Source organism: Quyinboa sediminis, from assembly GCF_042219855.1.
In the GTDB taxonomy this organism is placed as follows: Bacteria; Bacteroidota; Bacteroidia; order Bacteroidales; family UBA5342; genus JBHJHP01.
Genome location: NZ_JBHJHP010000003.1, coordinates 352,907 through 374,418, shown reverse-complemented (window position 1 = coordinate 374,418; position 21,512 = coordinate 352,907). Strand labels below are relative to the sequence as shown.

Here is a 21,512-nt window from a genome sequence, read left to right as displayed (position 1 = left end):
GGTATAAATTGAGAACAGCATGAATAAGATCACTTCCATACTAGCATTAACGGGTGTTGCAGCAACACTTTCATCCTGTCAGGGAAACAGAGCTGCACATACTCAAAACGAACGCCCGAATATTGTGTTCATTATGTCTGATGATCATGCATGGCAGGCTATAAGTGCTTATGGTCATCCTATTGGACAGGTTGCCCCAACACCCAACATCGACAGGATAGCAAAACATGGCATGTTATTTACTAATAATTTCTGTGCCAATTCCATTTGCGGCCCAAGCAGAGCGACTATAATAACAGGAAAATTCAGCCACATTAACGGGTTTACGCATAACGGTAAAAAATTTGATGGCAGCCAGCCCACATTTCCCAAAATATTGCATAAAAATGGTTACCAGACTGCTTTAATCGGAAAGTGGCACCTTGCGGGTGAACCGACAGGTTTTGATTACTGGAAAATCCTGAATGATCAGGGGTCATATTATAACCCTGACTTTATCACAAAAGAAGACACCGTTCGCGAAACGGGCTATGCCACCGATCTGATTACAGATTATACCCTCAACTGGTTAAAAGAAAAACGTGACAAAAGTAAGCCCTTCTGTCTGATGATGCAACATAAAGCACCTCACAGAAACTGGATGCCGGCCTTAAGGCACATCAATAGGTATGATCATGTAAAGTTTCCGGTTCCATCCAACTATTTTGATGATTATAAAGGAAGGCAGGCTGCTGCAGAGCAGGAAATGAATATTTACAGGGATATGTATGAAGGTCACGATCTGAAAATGAGTGTTGCCAAAGGATCAGACAGTTTACGTTATAACCGCTGGCCGGGCGAATTCACACGCATGAATCACCGGCAGGACAGCATCTGGAAAGCAGCATACCGGCCGAAAAATGATGCATTTTATGATGCACATTTGGATAAGAAAGGTATTGATCTTTGGAAATATCAACGGTACATGCAGGATTATATGGCTTGTATTGCCTCAGTTGATGAAAGTGTTGGAAAAATACTGGATTACCTGAAAGCCAATGGACTTGATAAAAATACAATCGTAGTCTATACATCAGATCAGGGATTTTACCTGGGGGAACACGGATGGTTTGACAAACGTTTTATGTACGAAGAATCATTCCGTATGCCTTTAATCGTAAGTTATCCCGGACACATTCCCGAAGGCAGTATCAGCAATGATCTGACACAGAATATTGATTTTGCAGAAACTTTTTTAGACTTTGCCGGTCTGGACGTACCCAATGACATGCAAGGCAGATCGCTGCGTCCTGTTCTTGAGGGGCGTTCTCCCGATAACTGGCGCAAATCTTTATACTATCACTATTATGAATATCCGGCCTTCCATATGGTCAAGCGGCACTATGGGATACGCACGGAGCGTTATAAACTGATACACTTTTACAATGATATTGATAAATGGGAGCTCTATGATCTTGAACTCGATCCACATGAAATGAATAATCTGATCGATGATCCTGAATATGATCATGTGGAAGCTGAACTCAGAATACAGCTGAAAGATTTAATGGATAAATATAAGGAACCGCCCTACGATACGTGGAAAGATGAAGTTATTCATGCCGGAAGATAAAGATAAAAATGGAAGAAATTCAAAAAAACAAAGAGATTAAAGAGAATAAAAAGAAGGTTCAGAAACCGTATAAATTCTCCCTGGTTAGGTACAGAATACACAGGTATAAATCCATATTAACATTGATTATTCTTGGACTTACTCCTTCCGTATCTGTTTCTGCCCTTGAACCGGAAAATACATTCCAGGAACGACAATTTATAAAAAACGGTGATACGTTATTGTACAGAATATTATATCCCCGGCAATTTGATAAACACCAACAATATCCCCTGGTATTCTTTTTACATGGTGCGGGAGAAAGAGGGAATGATAATCAGTCACAACTCGTTCACGGATCAAAACTATTTCTGGATTCTGCCAACCGTGAAAAATATCCGGCTATCGTCGTATTTCCGCAATGTCCTAAAGACTCATACTGGTCAAACGTCATCAAAAAAAGGGAAGAAAATGGTAAAAGGACATTTAATTTTACGGACCCGGATACTACAAATCCAACCCTTTCCATGCAACTGGCTATTGATCTGCTATCTGCGTTAAAAGCTGAAAAATTTGTTGATCCGTCACGCATTTATGTTGGAGGACTATCCATGGGTGGCATGGGGACTTTTGAAATAGTGGCCAGAAATCCAAATACTTTTGCTGCAGCTTTTCCAATATGCGGTGGTGGTTATCCCGGTGCTGCATCAAATTATGCTAAAAACACTGCATTCTGGATTTTTCACGGAAAGAAGGACGATATCGTTCCATACGAAAAATCACAGAAGATGTTTGACGCCATCAGAAAGAACGGCGGTGATGCTAAATTTACGTTATACCCCAATGCCAACCACAACAGTTGGGATTCGGCATTTGCTGAACCGGAATTATTGAATTGGATCTTTTCTCATCGGAGATAACTTATTGTACAGAATATAAACTATAAATCATGAATACTATCGCTAAGATCATAAAGGAGGAGAATCACAGACAGAAAGGCAAAGTTATTTTGGGTTTTATGCTTACGATACTGCTTTTTTCGTGTACCGCAACTGAAGGACAGGATCAATCCGCTATGGATGTTACCATTGAAGCTCTCATGGTAAAAATGACCATTGAAGAAAAAATAGGACAACTTAATCTGCCGGGTGCAGGCGATATCACAACAGGCCAGGCAGCAAGTTCTGATATAGCACAAAAAATTAAAGACGGAGAGGTTGGTGGATTATTCAACATAAAAACAGCTGAGAAAATTCGCGAAGTTCAACGGATCGCGGTAGAAGAAAGCCGCTTGAAAATCCCACTGATATTCGGAATGGATGTAATCCACGGATATAAAACGGTTTTCCCGATTCCACTGGGTCTATCGTGTACCTGGGATATGAGTCTGATAGAGGAAGTTGCCCGCGTATCAGCACAGGAAGCTACAGCCGACGGAATATGCTGGACATTCTCTCCTATGGTTGACATTTCGCGCGATCCAAGATGGGGAAGAATGGCAGAAGGCAGTGGTGAAGACCCTTATCTTGGCTCCGAAGTTGCCAAAGCCATGGTGAAGGGTTATCAGGGAAAAAATCTTATGGCCGATAATACCATGATGGCATGTGTTAAACACTTTGCTTTGTATGGCGCTGCTGAGGCAGGAAGAGATTACAATACGACAGACATGAGCCGGATAAGAATGTATAACGAATACTTTCCTCCTTACAAAGCAGCTATTGACGCCGGTGTTGGAAGTGTGATGTCTTCTTTTAATGAAGTGGATGGTATCCCGGCTTCTGCCAATAAGTGGCTTATGACCGATGTGTTACGGGACCAATGGGGTTTTGATGGTTTTATTGTTACCGATTACACAGCCATAAATGAAATGATTGCACATGGCATGGGTGACTTGCAAACGGTTTCTGCACTGGCCTTAAATGCCGGTATAGACATGGATATGGTTGGAGAAGGCTTCCTTAAAACGCTTAAAAAATCGCTGAATGAAGGGAAAGTAACTGAACAGCAGATTAATACTGCCTGCCGAAGAATTCTGGAAGCGAAATACAAACTTGGATTATTTGAGGATCCTTACCGCTACTGTGATGCAGAGAGGGCCGAAAAAGAGATTTTCACCACGGAAAATCGCTCCAGAGCCCGTAGTATTGCAGCGCAATCCTTTGTTCTTCTAAAAAATGACACTCAACTGTTACCGCTGAAAAAGCAAGGAACCATCGCCCTTATCGGACCAATGGCAGACAATACAGAAAATATGCCCGGAACATGGAGTGTTGCCGGAGACTTTGAAAAGTCAATATCTGTTATGAAGGGTGTTGAAGAAGCTGTAGGGAACAAGGCGACCGTTTTGTACGCCAAAGGGGCAAATTTTGTGGCTGACCCGGAACTCGAAAAGCGCATCAGCGTATTTGGGAAACCAACCTACAGAGATAACCGGCCGGCTTCAGTCATTATCAGGGAAGCCGTCAATACAGCAAAAAAAGCAGATGTCGTGGTGGCTGTGGTCGGAGAATCAGCCGAGATGAGTGGCGAATCAGCCAGCCGTTCAGATATTTCTATTCCTGAGACGCAGATAGAATTGCTTAAAGCACTGAAAAATACAGGTAAACCGGTTGTCGTGGTGGTATTCTCTGGCAGACCATTGGTATTAAAATGGGAAGATGAAAACTTTCATTCCATTCTGCAGGTCTGGTTTGGTGGAACAGAAGGCGGAAATGCCATTGCCGATGTTCTTTTTGGAGATGTTAATCCATCCGGCAAACTAACAGCCACATTCCCTCAAAACCTGGGACAGGTACCTCTTTTTTACAATCATAAAAATACCGGCCGACCATTGCAAAATGGATGGTTCGAAAAATTCAGGTCAAATTATCTGGATGTATCCAACGATCCGCTGTACCCCTTTGGTTACGGCTTGAGCTATACCACATTTAAATACGGAGAAATAAGCCTGAGTTCAGATCATTTAAAAGGCAATGAATCACTTACTGTCACCGTACCGGTAACCAATACAGGTAACAGAGATGGAAAAGAAGTGGTTCAACTCTATATCCGCGATATGGTAGGTTCAGTTACCCGACCTGTAAAAGAACTGAAAGGCTTTCAAAAAGTGATGATTAAAGCAGGAGAAACAAAGAACATCCGGTTCACTGTGACACCGGATGATTTGAAATTTTACAATTATGATCTTGTTTACGACTGGGAACCCGGTGAATTTGAGATTATGGCAGGTAGTAACTCCAGAGATGTAAAATCAAAAATGATTAAATGGATGAAATAGAAACACATTAACAGTATACATGCAATTTGATTTTCCATACTTTTTAAAGCCGTTTCCCATTTTAGGGGACGGCTTTTATCTTTTCATTTGTTTCAAACGGGTAGATTCTTCCTCTATATTCGTATTGGCTAACTTATAAAGCTCCGTCGTACGGATGCTCACAAAACCCAGTTCATTCATTACAATTCCCCGGATCAAATAGCAGCCGGGACCTCTGAATGGAAAATCGTTTGCCACCTGAGGAAACTGAACGGTATCTATCCAGTGACCTTCCACATCAACAAAAACCCCGAAACTCATTATTTTGCCATCATGTGTCCTGGTTTTTTTAACATGAACAAGGTAGCCAATGATCTGAACCTGGTAATCCACCAAAAACCGAAGTTGCAGGGCTTTTACCGATCTAAGCGGCATACTTTCCACCAGCTGAAATGGCGTAAATGTGACCAGAAATCCCAACAGTTCTAATTCATTATATGCCTGTTCCAGCTGGTGATGATAAAGAGCAGGCAATTTAAATTCCTTTACCTTCTCCTCGAACAGAGTATTTGAGGGCACCGTTTTTTTACTTTTCACCAGAATAAAATGGGCGTCCCATAACAGTTCCTTAACTGATTTTCCGGTAAACCTGAATGCACCAATACGGATGAGTAAGGTAATCTGCTCCAGTGAGATGGGAACCTTTTTTATGAAATCCTGCAGATTTTTATAATAACCATACTGATACCGCTTTAATAAAATCTGTTGTTGTGTTGAATAATCCAGGTTCCTCATGATCGCAAATCCAAGGAATATGGTATCATCACAAAGGACGGTGATATCATCACTCCGGTTTACACATGGTGCTTCAATTTTTGCACCATGCATGCGGGCTTCGTGGATGTATAATTCAATTCTGTAAAACCCACCTCCATTGTTAATTGTTGCAACAAGATACTCTAAGGGATAATAGGCTTTTAAAAACAAAGCCTGGAAACTTTCCACAGCATATGATGCAGAGTGTCCTTTGGCAAATGCATAATTAGCAAAGCTTTCAATCTGTTTCCAGACTCTTTCAATAATATATTCAGGATAGCTTCTTTCACGGCAGTTCAGAAAAAACTTATCCCTTACCTTATCAAATTCATTTCTCTGTTTAAATTTCCATGACATGCCTCTGCGCAGAATATCAGCTTCCGCCAGTGTCAGCCCGGCAAACACATGAGCCACCTTCAGTACATCCTCCTGGTAAACCATCACACCATAGGTCTCTTTCAGAAGGTCATACAGTTCCGGCATTTCTTTTCGTGCCAGCTCACGCATTTCAGGATGCCTGTACCGTAACACATATTCCTGCATCATGCCACTTTTTGCCACTCCCGGCCGGATGATTGAACTGGCTGCAACAAGACGCAGATAGTCATCAGCCTCAAGTTTTTGCAGCAACATACGCATGGCTGGCGACTCAATGTAAAAACATCCAATGGTTTGGCCGGTCTTTAGCAGACTCCGGATCACCGGATCTTCTTTAAACCGTTTTATGTCATGAATATCAAACTCTACACCCTTGTTATTATACACGATCTCAAGAGTATCCTTTATCTTACTCAGACCACGCTGCCCAAGGACATCAAATTTTGAAAAGCCGATATCTTCGGCTTCAATCATACTGAAAAAGACGGTGGGAAAACCTTTAGGCGGCATGATGGTAGCAGTATAATTGCTCAATGGTTCATCCGAAATTATAATACCGCTGGAATGCACAGTAAGATGACTGGGAAATCCCTCTATAAGTTTACTGTATTTAAGTACCAGTTGCCCTATTTCATCAAACGACTCCTTCCCTTTAGCCTCCTGCAGTTTTTCGATGTCAGCAGCAGGCAATCCAAACGATTTACCAAGTTCACGAACCACTGATTTGTACTGAAAAGTACTGTATGCTCCAACAAGAGCCGTTCTGTCCCATCCATGTCGGTCAAATAAATACTGAGTCACCTCATTGCGATCCCACGAAGAGAAATCAATATCAAAATCGGGCGGAGATGTTCTTGAAGGATTAATGAAACGTTCAAAATACAGGTCCAGTTCAATAGGATCCACATCGGTAATACGCAGCAGATATGCCACCATACTGTTTGCTCCGCTTCCCCGGCCAATGTAATAAAATCCCCTTCTCCTGGCAAAGTTTACCATATCCCAGTTTATCAGAAAATATGAACAGAAATTCAGCTCTTTAATTACCTTGAGTTCATGTTCAGTCCTTTCAATAACCTGTTGTGAAGGATGTTCCCCAAAGCGGTACTGCAATCCTTTTTTGCACTCCTCAACTATGAGTTGATAATCCTCTTCAGGTGAACCGGTATAACATTTTTTATTTTTTGATGTTTTATATTCGAAGCTTATGGAGCAGTTACCGATCAGCTTTTCAGCATTATCTACCATAAAGGAATAGTCTTCATAAACGGTTTTTATTTTTTCCGGCGACATCATAATTTCATCCTGTGATGCTTCTTCAGACTTTGGCAGTTTACTCAGCAGGGTATTATTATCTATGGTTCGAAGCAAACGGTGTACATTAAAGTCCCTTTTATGCCTGAAGGTAACAGGAGTCTGGGCTACAAGTTTGTCCGGATAGTGACGCCATTCAGAAAAGATCATCTTAGGAAGATCATAAGGACGTACACCTATAAACTCATTGGATTTCAATTCACGGCAAGCTGTTTTCTCAAATGGATAGATAACATATGAATTCATAAAATCCGGAGCCTGATCAGAAAATTTCACACCGGTATGCAAATGTTGGGTCAGATGTTCATTCAATTCCCTGAAACCTTCATTATTTTTAGCTATCCCAATATATTTTTGTTCCGCGCTGTTTCTGAAATCTATGCCAATAACTGTATGAACAGAAGCCTGTTTACCCAGACGGATAAAATCGAATACAGCAGAGGTACTGTTAACGTCGGTTAGTGCCAGAGCTTTATGTCCTTTGGATTGCGCCTCTTCAAGTAACTGTTCTATCGAAAGTGTTCCAAACTTATAGCTGAAATATGTATGATTGTTCAATAACATGCGTTTGATTTACAAGTGACTTAAGTTAAAAGTGAGCCAGAGTTGTCTCTATGATGAAATGGCGCATTTTTTTTTCCTGCGCTTACCATCTAATTCCCTACCTCTCTCTGCTGTAGCTTTGCGAAGGCGAAGAAGAGAACCGCCCCACGGGATAGATTTCTCCTTTCCGCGAGTCACCGAAGTTATAGCGGAGGAACAAGGGTACCGGGGTGAGTAAAGGCATATGATATCTGATATTTTATACTTGAAACAACACTAATGTTAGTTGTACTCAAGTTTTAGACTTTAATTCACTTCAGTTCACTTATAACTTAAACTCACCTTAGTCACTTTCAACTTTAGTCACACTCTTACATCCTTCTGTGAGCCGGAATAACCGGTGGTTCACCATTAAAGGGATTACTCATCATACCTACACCACTGGTATCCATTGTTACACTTCGCAGCACACTGTTCTGACCAAAGCGGTTTCTGATTTTGTCCATGGCCTGATAAAGTTTCACATACCGTTCATTATCTTCAAACAGGCTCATCTGGTAACCTCCACCCAGCAGGTGACTGTAACGCACTCCAACCAACCTGACCAGGACACGTCTGTCATAGAGCTGATCGAATAATTCCATCACAGTTTGTATCAAAGTATGGTCCAGTGAGGTGTAGCTTATTCGTTTTTGGCGTGTCCGGGTATCAAAGTCAGAATAACGTACCGTAACCGTAACACAGGATGTTACCTTATTCCCGTTTCTAAGGTAAAAGGCCAGCTTTTCAGCCATGGCTGTCAGAATACTTTTCAGTTGCCGTACATCTATCGTATCTTTTCCAAGGGTGAGCGATGATGAAATGGATTTTCGTTCATGATACGGCTCTACAGGTGTATTATCTATTCCCTGGGCTTTCTTCCAAAGTACCACACCATTTTTACCCAGTACCCGTTCCAGAAGTTCCAGTGGCATCTCCTGGAGTGTTTTGATGTATTTTATACCCAGTCCAACCAGCGTTTTGTTGGTTTTATCTCCCACCATAGGAATTTTCTTAACAGGCAGTGGAGCCAGAAATGTCTTCTCTTGTCCGTTTTCTATTCGCATATGATTATTGGGTTTTGCTTCTCCGGTACCAACTTTTGAGACCGTTTTATTGGTTGATAATGCAAATGAGATCGGCAACCGGGTTTCTTTAATGATTCGTTCTCTTAAATCGATGGCCCATTTGTAAGTGCCATGAAAACGTTCCATACCAGTCATATCAATGTAAAACTCATCTATTGATGATTTTTCATATAAGGGAGAACGTTCCTTGATAATTTCAGTGATGGTATCTGAAAATTTACCATAAATGGAACTGTTGCCCCGTATCACAATGGCTTCAGGGCATAACATCTGAGCCATCCGCATGGGCATGGCTGAATGAATACCATAGGTGCGCGCTTCGTAACTGCAGGCTGCCACAACTCCTCTTCCACTGGTACCACCAACCAGTACAGGTTTGTTATTCAGCTCCGGATTCAGAAGCCGTTCACAGGACACAAAAAATGTGTCCAGATCGATATGAACGATTGATTTTTCCATTTTTTAAGTTACGAGTGGAATAGAATTATAAGTGACTAAAGTTGAAAGTGAGCTAGAGTTGAGAGGTAGCCGATGTGAAAACCTTAGCTCACTTTAATCACCGAAACCACCACCCCCTGTATCCTGAAGTTTCGGGTCAGAATAATGGGCTGATGAACCGGATTATCGGAACAGGGACGTAATACAATATGATCCTGATTCAAATAAAGTTGTTTTATGGTAGCATCATCGTCAATTAAAGCAACAACCAAATCACCTGAATCAGCCCCGTGTTCCTGACGCACTAAAACCAGATCTCCATCATCAATACCCTTCTGATTCATGGAATCACCCGATGCCCTGAGAAAAAAATAGCGTTTATCCTTTTCAATCAGATCGACTGAAACTGAAATCCGCGCTTCAATATTCTCATCTGCCAGCATCGGTAAACCGCATGATACAGATCCCAGCAAGGGCACTTTAACAGTTAACGCCCTGTCACCACTATCTTCGAATGTAAATTCCTCCAATACCAGGCTTCCGTCTGTTTTACGTATTAAGGCACCTTTATCAGTCAGTTGTTGCAGAAGCACAGTCACTGAACGTGGTGATTTGTAATTCAGATCGCGCATTAAGTTCCTGGTACTCGGCATTTTGCCATAGAGCAACAAATGACTTCTCAAGGCTTCCAGCAAGGCTGTTTCTTTATTTGATAATTCCAAAAACATACACAAATATACACCTTGTATACATTTAAAACAATACTTTTTATGTTAAGTTTTGAACAGAAAGAGAAATTTATTTTCAACTTTATGGTTAAAATCAAACCATAATAAAGGATACCTTGCTACCTGAATATAACATACCACGTCCATTTCGCTATAATCCATTAAAACATCACAGGATTAATATTCTGGAATTTATTAAAACAGCATCAAATGAAACCATGAAAATATGGGCAGAACTGGTACAGTCTAATTATATTGATATTTATACAGGAATATTAAACCCTGAACTCATTTGTGAAGAAATTATGAGTCTGATTTCCGAAAAGGGTATTCTGACAAAAAAGCAGTTTCTACATTGGGTCCAAACACCGCACCCCTATAAAATAATGACGTTAAGCGATCGGTCTGAATGGATACTGCGGAAAGGTGATGATCAGGAACGCTATATTCATATTCATCCGTCACGCACAGGAATGTATACCCTCCGGTTTAAAGGAACAACATTACTAACAGCATATAAACTTCATCAGAAATATAAGTCTGCTGCCTTTATACCAACGCTTTACCAGGTAAACGAAGCCCGGAAAGAAATGAATTTCTCACCAGTTAAACGCATTTCACCAGATAAAGGGATCCTGAAATGCTGGCAAATCCTCTTCATAAAATCTACCTGATCCGTATAACCTTACCGGTCTTAAGCTGTGTACCTGTGGCATCTGTGACTTTCAGTTCATAAAAGTACAGACCATCAGGCAGTTCATTTCCGCTTTGCGTTTTGCCATTCCAATCAACTACATGTGTTCCTGCCGCATACGATCCTGTGGTAAGCATATTCACAACCTGTCCGGTAACACTTCGGATGCTTAACTGAACAGTAGCATGTGTATGCAGTTCGAAACTGATCGATGTTCTGTCATTAAATGGATTCGGATAACAGTTCGTAAGCAGTTCATCCGCCTGTCTGATTGTTTGCTTAGCCAATGACATGGCATCATCTTTACCGGGTGAACCATTAACCAAAGATGATATGGTCCAGTAAACAGAGCTATCCTGGTTGGATAATGGATTGCGCTGAACCGGAACCAAAGAATTTCCGTATCCGTCCGGCTCAACCGGCCAGGGATAATCATCGAAATACCGCACATTACATATGGTATCATTATCTGCAGTAGCTACAATAATGCGCTCACCATTGTTATCCAGCTGCCCGTTATACTCACCAAAAGGCATAAAACCGTAACGTGTAAAAAAGTCTTTATCATCTGAAGCCAGAACAATAAATTCTCCCGGTTTCAGATAAGTTCCTTCAGAAAAAACAAAACTAATCCCTTTGATTATCTGTACACCACTTAAATCAATCGTGAAACTTCCTGTATTTTTCAGTTCCAGAAACTCGAATTTATCACCATCCACTGTATCCATAGGTTCCGGATGATAATGTATTTCTGTAATTCTAAGTGCATTCATATCGGTTGAAACACCGAAAAATGCTTCAGACAGGGCACTCCATTCATTATTATAAAACGTTCTGGCTTTAACATGTGTAGATCCGGATAAAGTAAGCGGACTACTATATACCGTTGCTTTATCTGTATTGTTATCAGATTCTCTGATCCCGGCAGTCAGGATCGCATTGATCAGAAAATCGGAGCTGGAAGTGTTTTGATTTAATCCTTGTATGGCAAGTACGTTATCACCCTGTTTTAAAAGATTAATATTCTGGGTAATATTAAACGTTTCAAAGGCATCTGCTTCATGCGATCCGGAAGCTGCACTGGTAAAAGTCAAGGTTGATGGTGCATTGGCTCCAGCCACTTTCTGACCATTCAGGTAAGCAACAAAACCGTCATCATATCTTACAGCCAGTGTCAGGGCTACCATCTGACCGGAATTAAGATCACTAATGGTAAACGGAAACCGGACCAGACAGGTAGTATTTGGATTCTGAGCCACCTCGTCAGACATTTTATCAGCCACATCAATGGCAATAATGGATTCATAACCTGATCCTCTTTCATAACCGATTCCTCCGCTGTTTCCGGTCGTACTTGTCCAGGCTGAAGCATTGTATGATGCAGTATTCCAGGTATTATCGCTAAAACCAGCTTCCGGGACAAAGGCCTGCTTCACACCGGTTTCAGCAATAAGTGCCAGGTTGGTAAGATTGGAAACGTCTCCTTTTGCCGGATCTGAACCATCCATGGTATAGTAGATTTCGCCATTTGAAGCCTGCATAGTCAGAACGTCTCCCCGGTTTATAATTTGTCCTGTGGTTTTGCTGTTATTAAGGTAAAGATCCGGTGCATTTACATCCGGATAGAAACCCGCATTTTTGAGTTGCTGCAGCAGCCTCCCCGTACGTTGAGGGAAATACGTATTCTGCATATAGTCCTCGGCAGAGAGCCAGCTGCTTTTGGTATTTAATAAATACGGTGATGAACTCCATGAATGCACATCACGCCTGTAATCTCCCCATCGGGCAGATTCAGCTACAATGGCATCGTCAATCTGAACATACCGTTTCATCCAGAGTTCAAGCGTCCGGTCGGGTGTAAGCAATCCGTCATTGAAAAGATATTTGTATGCCCTGTCAGCAAAACGGCGCTTAAACAGTTCATTATTCATCAAGTTCTGGAAGATGTTGCTCGGACAACCACTGTTAAATTCTCCGGTGACATTATCATTCACTCCTTCAAGAATATGCTCAGCATCCCAAACCAGAAATTTATAACCCGGACCACGATCTACTCTGTTATAAATGGCTGCCCAGTTATGATGGTCCCAGTCTGAATTCGCACCGTATAAATTGATGAGCATGTAATCAATAAAATTATCCATGTCCAGTAATGGCTTGTAGGCATAGTTGACCGTTCCGTCAGGGTTATTGCCCTGAAGTTTCTGATAGGTATCATTACTCACTGTACCGGTATTAACAGCACTGATTAGTTCATCCCACGCGTCACCGTTACCATCCATGACCTCAGAATAATCCTTTATCACATCAAATTCATCTTCCTTGCCTTTCATATATGAAGCAGCAAAATCCTTATCCATTCGTTCAGCAATGGTATATATTCCCCAATACAACCCATTTATAAACAGATGGGTGTATAATGCATGACTTGAAGGATGCCCCATGGCGCGCTGCATATCTTTTCCCCAGGTATCCCTGTGATAGGTAGCCCTTTCGCGTTGTGTGTAATCTCCATGTACCCATGTATTATTAAATCCCCCGCGCAGGATCAACGTGTTGAAACTGTCATCTGCATCATCACCAAAAACCGGAAAGTTCAGGCGGGAAGGACCGTATTCGCTTTTAAACTTCAGACGGAAAGAATGCTTTGGGTTTTTCGTTGCCAGGCGGCTGTGTCCCCCGTTTATGGTTATTCCGCAATCCACCTGCAGTGAAAGTGAATCTTTATTGTCGAATAATTCAAAAGAAACAGGACGTTCCCAGTCTCGTCCAAGCGGGTTATCTGTAAAAATAAAGCCGGTGTAGATGTAAATACCACCTGTAAGCTCATCATAATCATGAGAAAAAAAATTGTCTTTTTTAGTGACAATGGAAATTGCAGGAAGATCTTTTAACGCCGTTTTCATGGATTCAGCAAATCCTGCGTCTGCAACAAGCTCAGGATCTACTTCATAATCTGCAGGTGCATTTCCCGATAAGGTCTGGAAAGGCCCCCATTCATCCGGATATCCTGCAGGATCATTGGGCTGATGAATAATATCATTTACAAAAAGATAAGTCTGTGTTGTAATTTTACTTGCTGACTGACCACTGACAAATGCTGCAGCTCTCAACACCGTTGTGGTTGTTATCTGCAATGGGCCTGAATAAAGCGTACCATTGGTTTCATCGGGTTCACTGCCATCTGTAGTATAGTATATTTTCGCAGAGCTTACATTGCTGCTGATAGTCAAATCAAAAGCTGAATCATAAAAACCATGCTTTTTACTGAATTCAGGTTCTGGAATAATACTGCTCCCTGAACCCGGGTTCTCATAACCGGCCGATGTAACCGTAAATGGAACATATCCTCCATCAAGATATCCAAATGAAATATCCGTTTCCTGTTCCGGGAAAAACGGATCAAATACAGTGACAGGGACACCGGACGGATTAACCAAAGCAAGGTATTCACCACTGCCACTCAGCTTGAAATTTGTATGCAGTTCTCCGGAAGGATCTCTCCGGTCTTTACCCGATGCGAAAACAACCAGATAGTCATCCGGTTCCAGCGTATAATCAGGAAAAATCCACTTTCTGAGATCTGCAGATTCATCTGTCAGGGCCCATTCCTGTAAATTAACAGCTTCTGCAGATGGATTATATATCTCAATCCAATCTGAAAAATCTCCGTCTTCATCAGTTATTGAAGTTTGGTTCAAAGCCAGAAATTCATTTATTCTCAGTGTTTGAGCAAACATGCCGGAACCAAAGCCCCAAAAAGTCAGGGCAATAAAAATACATTTAAACACACGGTTAGCAGTAAAGATTAAATTCATAGTACCAATTAAATTTCCAAAACAAAAAGCTAAGATAATCTGTTTCCTGAATTAATCACAGTTAAAATCTTATTTTTTGACATAAATGCCTTATTTTTAACCACTCTGACTTATAATTAGCAGTATGAATCATACATTAATTGTATTTATAGTGATAAGTATTCCAATGGTAATTGTCTCATGGCATCCCTTACAGAACATAAATAGTCATGGATTTTACAGGTTTTTTGGATGGGAAGGGATCGCCTGGTTGTTTGCCGTTAACTATCACTTCTGGTTCAAAAATCCATTCGGTCTGCAACAATTAATTTCATGGTTTCTATTAGGCCTTGCAGCATATCTTGTTATTGCCGGTTACCTTGTCATGCGAAACGCAGGTAAGCCCTCTGAAGAAAGGAAAGATAAAGAGCTTTTTCATTTTGAAAAAACAACGCATCTTATTGATCATGGTGTATTTAAATACATCCGGCATCCACTCTATGCCTCACTGGTTTACCTTACCTGGGGTCTATTGCTGAAGAACATAACGATGCCCTTATTATTAATAGCTGTTGCAGCAACCGTATTTATGTATATCACTACATTATTCGAGGAAAAAGAATCCATTAAGTATTTTGGTGAAAAGTATAAAACCTATATGAAGAAAACCAGGCGGTTTATTCCCTTTATTCTTTAAATTTAGTGTAAAGTTCTGGCTGACAAAAACAATTGACCATTAACCATTTAGCAATTGTTTATTTCCAGTTCCACAAAGTTAAATATTCAGTTCAAAAGGTTTAATTAAATATCTTTGCAACAAACTCAAAACGGATGCACCACATTACGACAGATCATAAAAGAAAAATCATTATATATAAACATTACGGGACAATTAATTTGGGAGATCTGCAATCTGCCTGGCTTGAAATCCTCAATATCAATATGTTTTCCCAGGGAGATTATAATTTACTGGCCGATTACAGAAATGCAAAGTTTAATTTTGAATTTAAAGAAACGAACGTCGTTCTGGATTTTTTGCTGACAATAAAGGATATTCTCAAAGGTAAAAAAGAGGCTGTCATTGTGGATAATCCACAAAGTACTGTCATGTCGATGCTGGTAAAAAAGGAAATCCAGAAAATACCGGAATTCCGGGTAGAGATATTCTCTACATCCAACGCAGCTTATAACTGGTTGCGATAACTGATGATTAAACTTTATCTTTATTTACGAATTCAGTGCTATACTTCATACGGAATTTGGTAATTTTGGGACCGTAAACAAAAACACCCGAAAAATGAGATTATCAATTTATATTTCCCTAAGTATCATACTGACGCAGATAACTTTAAATGGATGCACAGGCAAAGAACAAACCGGTGCCATAACAAATGAAAACCTGAATGCCACCTTGTGGATGCAGACTTCGGCTGAGTACGAAATGCTTTGTACACAAACCTACAAATTTGCATCTTTAAACCTTGACCTTGCCTTAAATGACCCATCCTGTACAGCAGCTGCGGAACAAACAAATGAGTATTCCAAATTACCACCTGCTGTTATTCTTGACATTGACGAAACCGTTCTCGACAACTCTCCTTTTCAGGCAAGACTGATAAAACAAGATCAACCCTATTCCGAAGAATTATGGAAAGAATGGGTAAATGAGAAAAAAGCAGTTCCGATACCCGGTGCAAAAGAATTTCTGGAAAAAGCACGTGCAAAAGGTGTAAAAATATTCTTTGTGACTAACCGTGTACTTCAGGATCCTACGGTAGAAAACCTGCAGCAGGTATTCTTCCGGGATATAACGGCAGACGATGTACTGTGTAAAAATGAAAAACCAGACTGGAGTTCGGACAAAACATCCAGGCGTGCCGTTATTGCAGAATCATACAGAATTCTGTTACTTATCGGTGACGACTATAATGACTTTACGTTCCTGGGGAAACCGGATCCGGACGAAAGAAAACAACTTGCACTTAAACAGAAGGACCATTGGGGGAAAGACTGGTTTATTCTTCCCAATCCTACCTATGGAAGCTTCGATAAAGCTCTGTGGAATTACGATTACAGCAAAACCAATCAGGAAAAAACCGAATCCAAATATCAGCACCTTATTACCAGGGAATAGGTTTAAAGGGAAGAAAAATTCGTTAAACATACTTATAAAACATATAAATATACTACCTTGATGTAGTATATTATTTATAATATTGCATATATTTATATATGTTAATATGAAAATTTCCTGAGTATGTCTAAAGTTGTGGTTCTAGGAGCCGGAATAGCCGGTCACACAGCGGCCTCTTTTCTGAAGAAAATGCTGGGTAAAAAACACGAAGTTACAGTTATATCTCCTGGCAGATATTACCAGTGGGTACCATCAAATATCTGGGTCGGTGTGGGCAGGATGCAGGTTGACCAGGTTCGGTTTAAACTTGAAAACGTATACAAACGCTGGGGTATTATTTATAAACAGGCCAAAGCAACATCCATACATCCGGAAGGTGACATGAATGATGAAAAGCCATTTGTGACCGTTGAATATGTATCTGATGAAAAAAGAGGATCAAAAGAAAAAGTTTATTACGATTACCTTGTCAATGCCACAGGGCCACAACTTAACTTTGGAGCCACCCCAGGCCTTGGACCTGACAAACATACCTATTCTGTATGTTCATACGATCATGCTGCACATGCATGGGAGGCCCTGCAAAAATCAATCGAACTGATGAAAGAGGGCAAAAAACAACGTCTTCTTATCGGAACCGGACATCCTATGGCCACCTGCCAGGGAGCAGCATTTGAGTATACACTTAATATTGCTTTTGAACTCAAAAGAAGAAACCTGACGCATATGGCCGATATCACCTGGATAACCAATGAATATGAACTTGGTGATTTTGGTATGGGTGGTGCCTTTATCCGTCGTGGGGGCTATATCACGCCAACCAAAGTTTTTACAGAATCTGTTCTGACAGAAAATAATGTGAAATGGATAAAACGGGCCGGTGTAACAGCTGTCGATGAAGGGCTTGTACATTATGAGACCCTTGACGGTGAAAAACACGAGATTGCATTTGATTTTGCCATGCTCATACCGGCATTTAAGGGTCAGAACATAAAAGCATTCGATAAAACAGGAAAAGATATCACCGATAAACTGTTTGCACCCAACGGCTTTATGAAAGTTGATGCCGATTATACGCCAAAACCGTTCGAAGAATGGAGCATCAGGGATTGGCCGGAAACCTATCAGAATCCGGACTATACAAATATTTATGCACCAGGAATTGCATTTGCACCTCCACACAGCATATCAAAACCGATGAAAAGCACGTCGGGCATGGCCATTACACCAGCCCCGCCAAGAACGGGAATGCCATCGGGCGTTATGGGAAAAATTGTAGCCCAGAACATTGCTCACTTTATCAAAACAGGTAGTACAGAACATAAACATACTGCCAACATGGGACGTATGGGTGCGGCCTGTATTGTATCAGCCGGTTATAGCCTCACCAAAGGACTTGGTGCCACCATGACGGTTTCACCGGTTGTTCCTGACTGGGAAAAATATCCTGACTGGGGCCGTGATATAAAGGCCACAGTAGGAGAAGTAGGACTATCCGGACACTGGATCAAGCTATTTTTACACTACATGTTTATACACAAGGCTAAAGGTTATCCCTTCTGGTGGTTACTGCCGGAATAAAAAAATGCATATGGAAACGAAAAGAGAAATAAGAGGATACAAAGATGAATTCTATCCTCCGGTACCTACAAAAGCAACAAAATTCTGGAGAACAAATTTCTTGTACCAGGTATATAAATTTTTCAGACTGAACTACAAAATTATGCGCATTGTAGTTCGCGGTCACTCCTGAAAACTTACCAGACACTACCAGTGCAAATATTTTTTGTTTTCCGTCAACTAAACTTTTAACAGAAAGAGTGGTTTTTACTGTATATGATAATTGGTAACCTATGCATCCGATACTCATTTACGGCATCATCATTATTGCGGGATACATTGCAGGAGTTGGCGCTCAGAAAGCAGGCCTTCCAAGGGTAACAGGATATTTACTTGTTGGATTGCTCCTCAATCCCCAGATCACTTCCATCATACCGGAGAACTTTGTTGATCAAACTGATTTTGTAACGAATATCAGCCTCGCTTTTATCACGCTGTCAGTTGGCGGAACGCTAAAACTGAGCAAACTCAGAAAAATGGGCAAAACCATTCTTTTCATCACTGTTATGGAAGCAGAAGTTGCGTTTATCATGGTTTCACTGGGCTTTTATTTCCTGTTCCCTTACATGGGCATAGACTCAAGCCTTGCTATTTTTTCCTTACCCATTGGTTTGATCCTTGGGGCTTTGGCATGCCCTACCGATCCATCTGCGACATTAGCTGTTACACATGAGTACAACGCACGTGGTGAAGTATCTTCAACCATACTTGGCGTTGCTGCTTTTGATGATATTGCAGGAATACTGAATTACAGTATTTTTATTGTTCTGGCTGCGACTATGATGACCGGAGAAACTTTCTCATTTGAAAAAGCATTTATGGAACCGGCATATATCATTGGAGGATCCATTATACTAGGCATTGTTACAGGTACCATTTTCAATCTTACAACGCGTTTCTCAAAAAAACTGACAGATGGTGTTTTAATCCTGATGACTTTCGGATTTCTGATGCTTGCATTTGGTCTTGCTGAACTTATCAAAGTGGATGAGTTACTGGCTACTATGGTAATGGGCATTGCCATTGCCAACTTCAACAAAAAAGAAGAACGTATCTTTAAAATACTCGAAGGCTATACTGAAGAACTGATATTCGTACTCTTCTTTGTTATTTCATCTATGCACCTTAACTTTTCCGTGGTTTCAAGCTCGTACTGGCTTATAATTCTTTTTATTATTCTGAGAGCTATAGGAAAATTTCTTGGCACCTTCAGCGGAGCTATCATGGTAAAGGCTGATCCCAAAGTCAGACATTTTACAGCCGGAGGCCTGCTGCCACAGGGTGGGATTGTTATCGGACTTGCCCTGATGATAAAACAAAATGATATCTTCTCTCAGATTGCCGATATGATCATTAGCATTGTCATAGGAGCTACCATAGTGCATGAGATAATAGGTCCGGTACTTTCCAAGTATTTTCTGACTAAAGCAGGAGAAATCGAACGAAACACGAACAATTAAACACAGAATGAATGGTCAGGGTAAAGAAAAAAGCAGGATTTTTTAAACGTATATTAAACTGGACAGAAAAAGCCGGAAATGCTCTGCCTCATCCTGCTACATTATTTGCACTGTTTGCCCTGGCAGCCTTGCTCTTTTCAACTCTGGGTTATTTGCTTAACTGGCAGGCTGTACATCCGGGAACTGGTGAAACCATCCATACGGTTAATCTGCTTTCTCACGACGGGATACACAGAATATTACTGGAAATGGTAGATAATTTCACCGGTTTTGCCCCACTGGGAATTGTTTTGGTAGCCATGCTGGGAATTGGCATTGCAGAACAGAGTGGTCTTATCAATGCCCTTATCCGTATGCTGGTTCTGAATTCTCCCAAACACCTGCTTACGTTTGTCCTGGTCTTCAGCGGAATCATGTCAAACCTGGCTTCAGATGTGGGTTACGTACTTTTAATACCTCTTGCCGGTGTTATTTTCTATGCTGTGGGACGTCACCCGATTGCAGGTATGGCAGCAGCTTTTGCCGGTGTTTCCGGCGGTTTCAGTGCAAACCTTGTGATCGGAACTGTTGACCCCCTGCTCGCTGGCCTGTCTCAGGAAGCGGCCAGAATACTTGATCCGGCTTATACCGTCAATGCCACTGCAAATTATTATTTCATGTTTGTCTCCACATTTGTCATTGCGTTTACAGGAACATTTGTTACAGACAAAATTGTAGAACCAAGACTTGGAAAATTTACCGGTGAGGTTGATGAATCAGAACAATCATTCAACAGGTTAACTCCAATAGAAAAGAAAGGCATCCGGGCAGCTCTTATAACGCTTGCTGCAATTGTGGTGATCACGCTTATCGGTATAATTCCCGTCCAGGGATTTTTCAGAGGTAAAGACGGAGGAATCCTTAGTTCTCCTCTTATTAAAGGAGTGGTTGCCATGCTTTTTATTACGGCAGGATCGATGGGGTTGGCGTATGGATTTGTAACTAAAAAGTTCAGAAACGATGCAGATGTAATGGATGGTATGGCCAAATCCATGAAAACCCTGGCTACTTATCTTGTGCTGGTATTTTTTGCCGCCCAGTTTGTTGCCTTTTTCAAATGGAGTAACCTTGGACTTATTCTGGCCATTAAAGGAGCTGATGTTCTGATGTCGGCAAACATTGGACTTATTCCCTTAATGATTCTTTTCATTCTGCTTTCGGCTGCCATTAATATGTTGATGGGAAGTGCCTCAGCCAAGTGGGCCATCCTGGCACCCATTTTTATCCCGATGTTCATGCTTATGGGATATTCACCGGAGCTGTCGCAGGTGGTTTATCGCATTGGTGACAGCGTCACAAATGTAATATCACCCATGATGAGTTTCTTTGCTCTGATAATAGCCTTTGTGCAGAAGTATGATCCAAAAGCCGGAATAGGAACAATAATTGCAACCATGGTTCCCTACTCCGTGATTTTTATGCTGGCCTGGATCATTTTACTCGTTGTATGGCTTCTGGCCGGATTACCTCTAGGTCCGGGAGCAGGGATACATTACTCCCTTCCTGAATGATAGCTGTTCAGCTCTGACAAAACAAAAAGTGCCACATCAAAGTTGCAGCACTTTCAGTTATATCAT

At 41.1% G+C, this 21,512-nt stretch carries 15 protein-coding genes; 11 read left to right on the top strand and 4 right to left on the bottom strand.

Going from position 1 to position 21,512, the window contains the following annotated elements; all coding sequences use genetic code 11:
• Nucleotides 1-19: 19 nt before the first annotated feature.
• The 3 genes from ACE1EF_RS09560 to bglX are packed head-to-tail and all read left to right on the top strand — an operon-like array spanning nt 20 to nt 4,868.
• Nucleotides 20-1,612, top strand: a complete 1,593-nt coding sequence (locus ACE1EF_RS09560; RefSeq protein WP_375720428.1) for a sulfatase family protein — start codon at nt 20-22, stop codon at nt 1,610-1,612.
• An 8-nt stretch (nt 1,613-1,620) separates the two neighbouring features.
• Nucleotides 1,621-2,511, top strand: a complete 891-nt coding sequence (locus tag ACE1EF_RS09555) for a carboxylesterase family protein (RefSeq protein WP_375720427.1) — start codon at nt 1,621-1,623, stop codon at nt 2,509-2,511.
• Between the two features lie 29 nt (nt 2,512-2,540).
• Nucleotides 2,541-4,868, top strand: coding sequence for a beta-glucosidase BglX (gene bglX, locus ACE1EF_RS09550; protein ID WP_375720426.1), 2,328 nt, complete (start codon nt 2,541-2,543; stop codon nt 4,866-4,868).
• 75 nt (nt 4,869-4,943) lie between these two features.
• On the opposite strand, the gene ACE1EF_RS09545 is transcribed toward bglX, so the two are convergent.
• The 3 genes from ACE1EF_RS09545 to lexA form a co-directional block, all read right to left on the bottom strand.
• Nucleotides 4,944-7,919, bottom strand: a complete 2,976-nt coding sequence (locus tag ACE1EF_RS09545; RefSeq protein ID WP_375720425.1) for a DNA polymerase III subunit alpha — start codon at nt 7,917-7,919, stop codon at nt 4,944-4,946.
• 350 nt (nt 7,920-8,269) lie between these two features.
• The gene (dinB, locus tag ACE1EF_RS09540; RefSeq protein WP_375720424.1) at nt 8,270-9,484 is read right to left on the bottom strand and encodes a DNA polymerase IV; all 1,215 of its coding nucleotides are present in this window, start codon (nt 9,482-9,484) and stop codon (nt 8,270-8,272) included.
• 83 nt (nt 9,485-9,567) lie between these two features.
• On the bottom strand, nt 9,568-10,191 hold the full coding sequence (gene lexA / locus ACE1EF_RS09535) for a transcriptional repressor LexA (protein WP_375720423.1): 624 nt from the start codon (nt 10,189-10,191) through the stop codon (nt 9,568-9,570).
• 116 nt (nt 10,192-10,307) lie between these two features.
• Here lexA and ACE1EF_RS09530 point away from each other — a divergent pair, with 116 nt between their 5' ends.
• Nucleotides 10,308-10,865: a hypothetical protein gene (locus tag ACE1EF_RS09530; protein ID WP_375720422.1), complete on the top strand. Its 558-nt coding sequence runs from the start codon at nt 10,308-10,310 to the stop codon at nt 10,863-10,865.
• Here the strand turns inward: ACE1EF_RS09530 and ACE1EF_RS09525 are convergent.
• The gene (locus ACE1EF_RS09525; RefSeq protein ID WP_375720421.1) at nt 10,858-14,703 is read right to left on the bottom strand and encodes a lamin tail domain-containing protein; all 3,846 of its coding nucleotides are present in this window, start codon (nt 14,701-14,703) and stop codon (nt 10,858-10,860) included. The two genes, ACE1EF_RS09530 and ACE1EF_RS09525, sit on opposite strands and share 8 nt — an antisense overlap.
• A 124-nt stretch (nt 14,704-14,827) precedes the next feature.
• Between ACE1EF_RS09525 and ACE1EF_RS09520 the strand changes: the two genes are divergently transcribed.
• The 7 genes from ACE1EF_RS09520 (at nt 14,828) to ACE1EF_RS09490 (ending at nt 21,446) form a co-directional block, all read left to right on the top strand.
• A complete protein-coding gene (locus ACE1EF_RS09520) occupies nt 14,828-15,379 on the top strand; it encodes a methyltransferase family protein (protein WP_375720420.1) in 552 nt (183 codons plus the stop codon).
• Nucleotides 15,380-15,513: 134 nt separating this feature from the next.
• On the top strand, nt 15,514-15,885 hold the full coding sequence (locus ACE1EF_RS09515) for a hypothetical protein (RefSeq protein ID WP_375720419.1): 372 nt from the start codon (nt 15,514-15,516) through the stop codon (nt 15,883-15,885).
• 94 nt (nt 15,886-15,979) lie between these two features.
• Nucleotides 15,980-16,816 (top strand): 5'-nucleotidase, lipoprotein e(P4) family, encoded by an 837-nt coding sequence (locus ACE1EF_RS09510; protein ID WP_375720418.1) that lies wholly within the window; start codon nt 15,980-15,982, stop codon nt 16,814-16,816.
• A 123-nt stretch (nt 16,817-16,939) separates the two neighbouring features.
• Nucleotides 16,940-18,397, top strand: coding sequence for an NAD(P)/FAD-dependent oxidoreductase (locus ACE1EF_RS09505; protein WP_375720417.1), 1,458 nt, complete (start codon nt 16,940-16,942; stop codon nt 18,395-18,397).
• Nucleotides 18,398-18,407: 10 nt separating this feature from the next.
• Nucleotides 18,408-18,569 carry a hypothetical protein gene (locus ACE1EF_RS09500; RefSeq protein ID WP_375720416.1) on the top strand — a complete coding sequence of 54 codons (162 nt, stop codon included), beginning with the start codon at nt 18,408-18,410 and terminating at the stop codon, nt 18,567-18,569.
• A 100-nt stretch (nt 18,570-18,669) separates the two neighbouring features.
• Nucleotides 18,670-19,896, top strand: coding sequence for a cation:proton antiporter (locus ACE1EF_RS09495; protein WP_375720415.1), 1,227 nt, complete (start codon nt 18,670-18,672; stop codon nt 19,894-19,896).
• An 11-nt stretch (nt 19,897-19,907) separates the two neighbouring features.
• Nucleotides 19,908-21,446: an AbgT family transporter gene (locus ACE1EF_RS09490; RefSeq protein WP_375720414.1), complete on the top strand. Its 1,539-nt coding sequence runs from the start codon at nt 19,908-19,910 to the stop codon at nt 21,444-21,446.
• Nucleotides 21,447-21,512: the final 66 nt, after the last annotated feature.

Coding starts and splice junctions, on each gene's coding strand:
- dinB (WP_375720424.1), bottom strand. CDS start 9,484: ATGGAAAAATCAATCGTTCATATCGATCTGGACACATTTTTTGTGTCC.
- ACE1EF_RS09490 (WP_375720414.1), top strand. CDS start 19,908: ATGGTCAGGGTAAAGAAAAAAGCAGGATTTTTTAAACGTATATTAAAC.
- bglX (WP_375720426.1), top strand. CDS start 2,541: ATGAATACTATCGCTAAGATCATAAAGGAGGAGAATCACAGACAGAAA.
- ACE1EF_RS09510 (WP_375720418.1), top strand. CDS start 15,980: ATGAGATTATCAATTTATATTTCCCTAAGTATCATACTGACGCAGATA.
- ACE1EF_RS09520 (WP_375720420.1), top strand. CDS start 14,828: ATGAATCATACATTAATTGTATTTATAGTGATAAGTATTCCAATGGTA.
- ACE1EF_RS09495 (WP_375720415.1), top strand. CDS start 18,670: ATGCATCCGATACTCATTTACGGCATCATCATTATTGCGGGATACATT.
- ACE1EF_RS09545 (WP_375720425.1), bottom strand. CDS start 7,919: ATGTTATTGAACAATCATACATATTTCAGCTATAAGTTTGGAACACTT.
- ACE1EF_RS09505 (WP_375720417.1), top strand. CDS start 16,940: ATGTCTAAAGTTGTGGTTCTAGGAGCCGGAATAGCCGGTCACACAGCG.
- lexA (WP_375720423.1), bottom strand. CDS start 10,191: ATGTTTTTGGAATTATCAAATAAAGAAACAGCCTTGCTGGAAGCCTTG.
- ACE1EF_RS09515 (WP_375720419.1), top strand. CDS start 15,514: ATGCACCACATTACGACAGATCATAAAAGAAAAATCATTATATATAAA.
- ACE1EF_RS09500 (WP_375720416.1), top strand. CDS start 18,408: ATGGAAACGAAAAGAGAAATAAGAGGATACAAAGATGAATTCTATCCT.
- ACE1EF_RS09560 (WP_375720428.1), top strand. CDS start 20: ATGAATAAGATCACTTCCATACTAGCATTAACGGGTGTTGCAGCAACA.
- ACE1EF_RS09525 (WP_375720421.1), bottom strand. CDS start 14,703: ATGAATTTAATCTTTACTGCTAACCGTGTGTTTAAATGTATTTTTATT.
- ACE1EF_RS09555 (WP_375720427.1), top strand. CDS start 1,621: ATGGAAGAAATTCAAAAAAACAAAGAGATTAAAGAGAATAAAAAGAAG.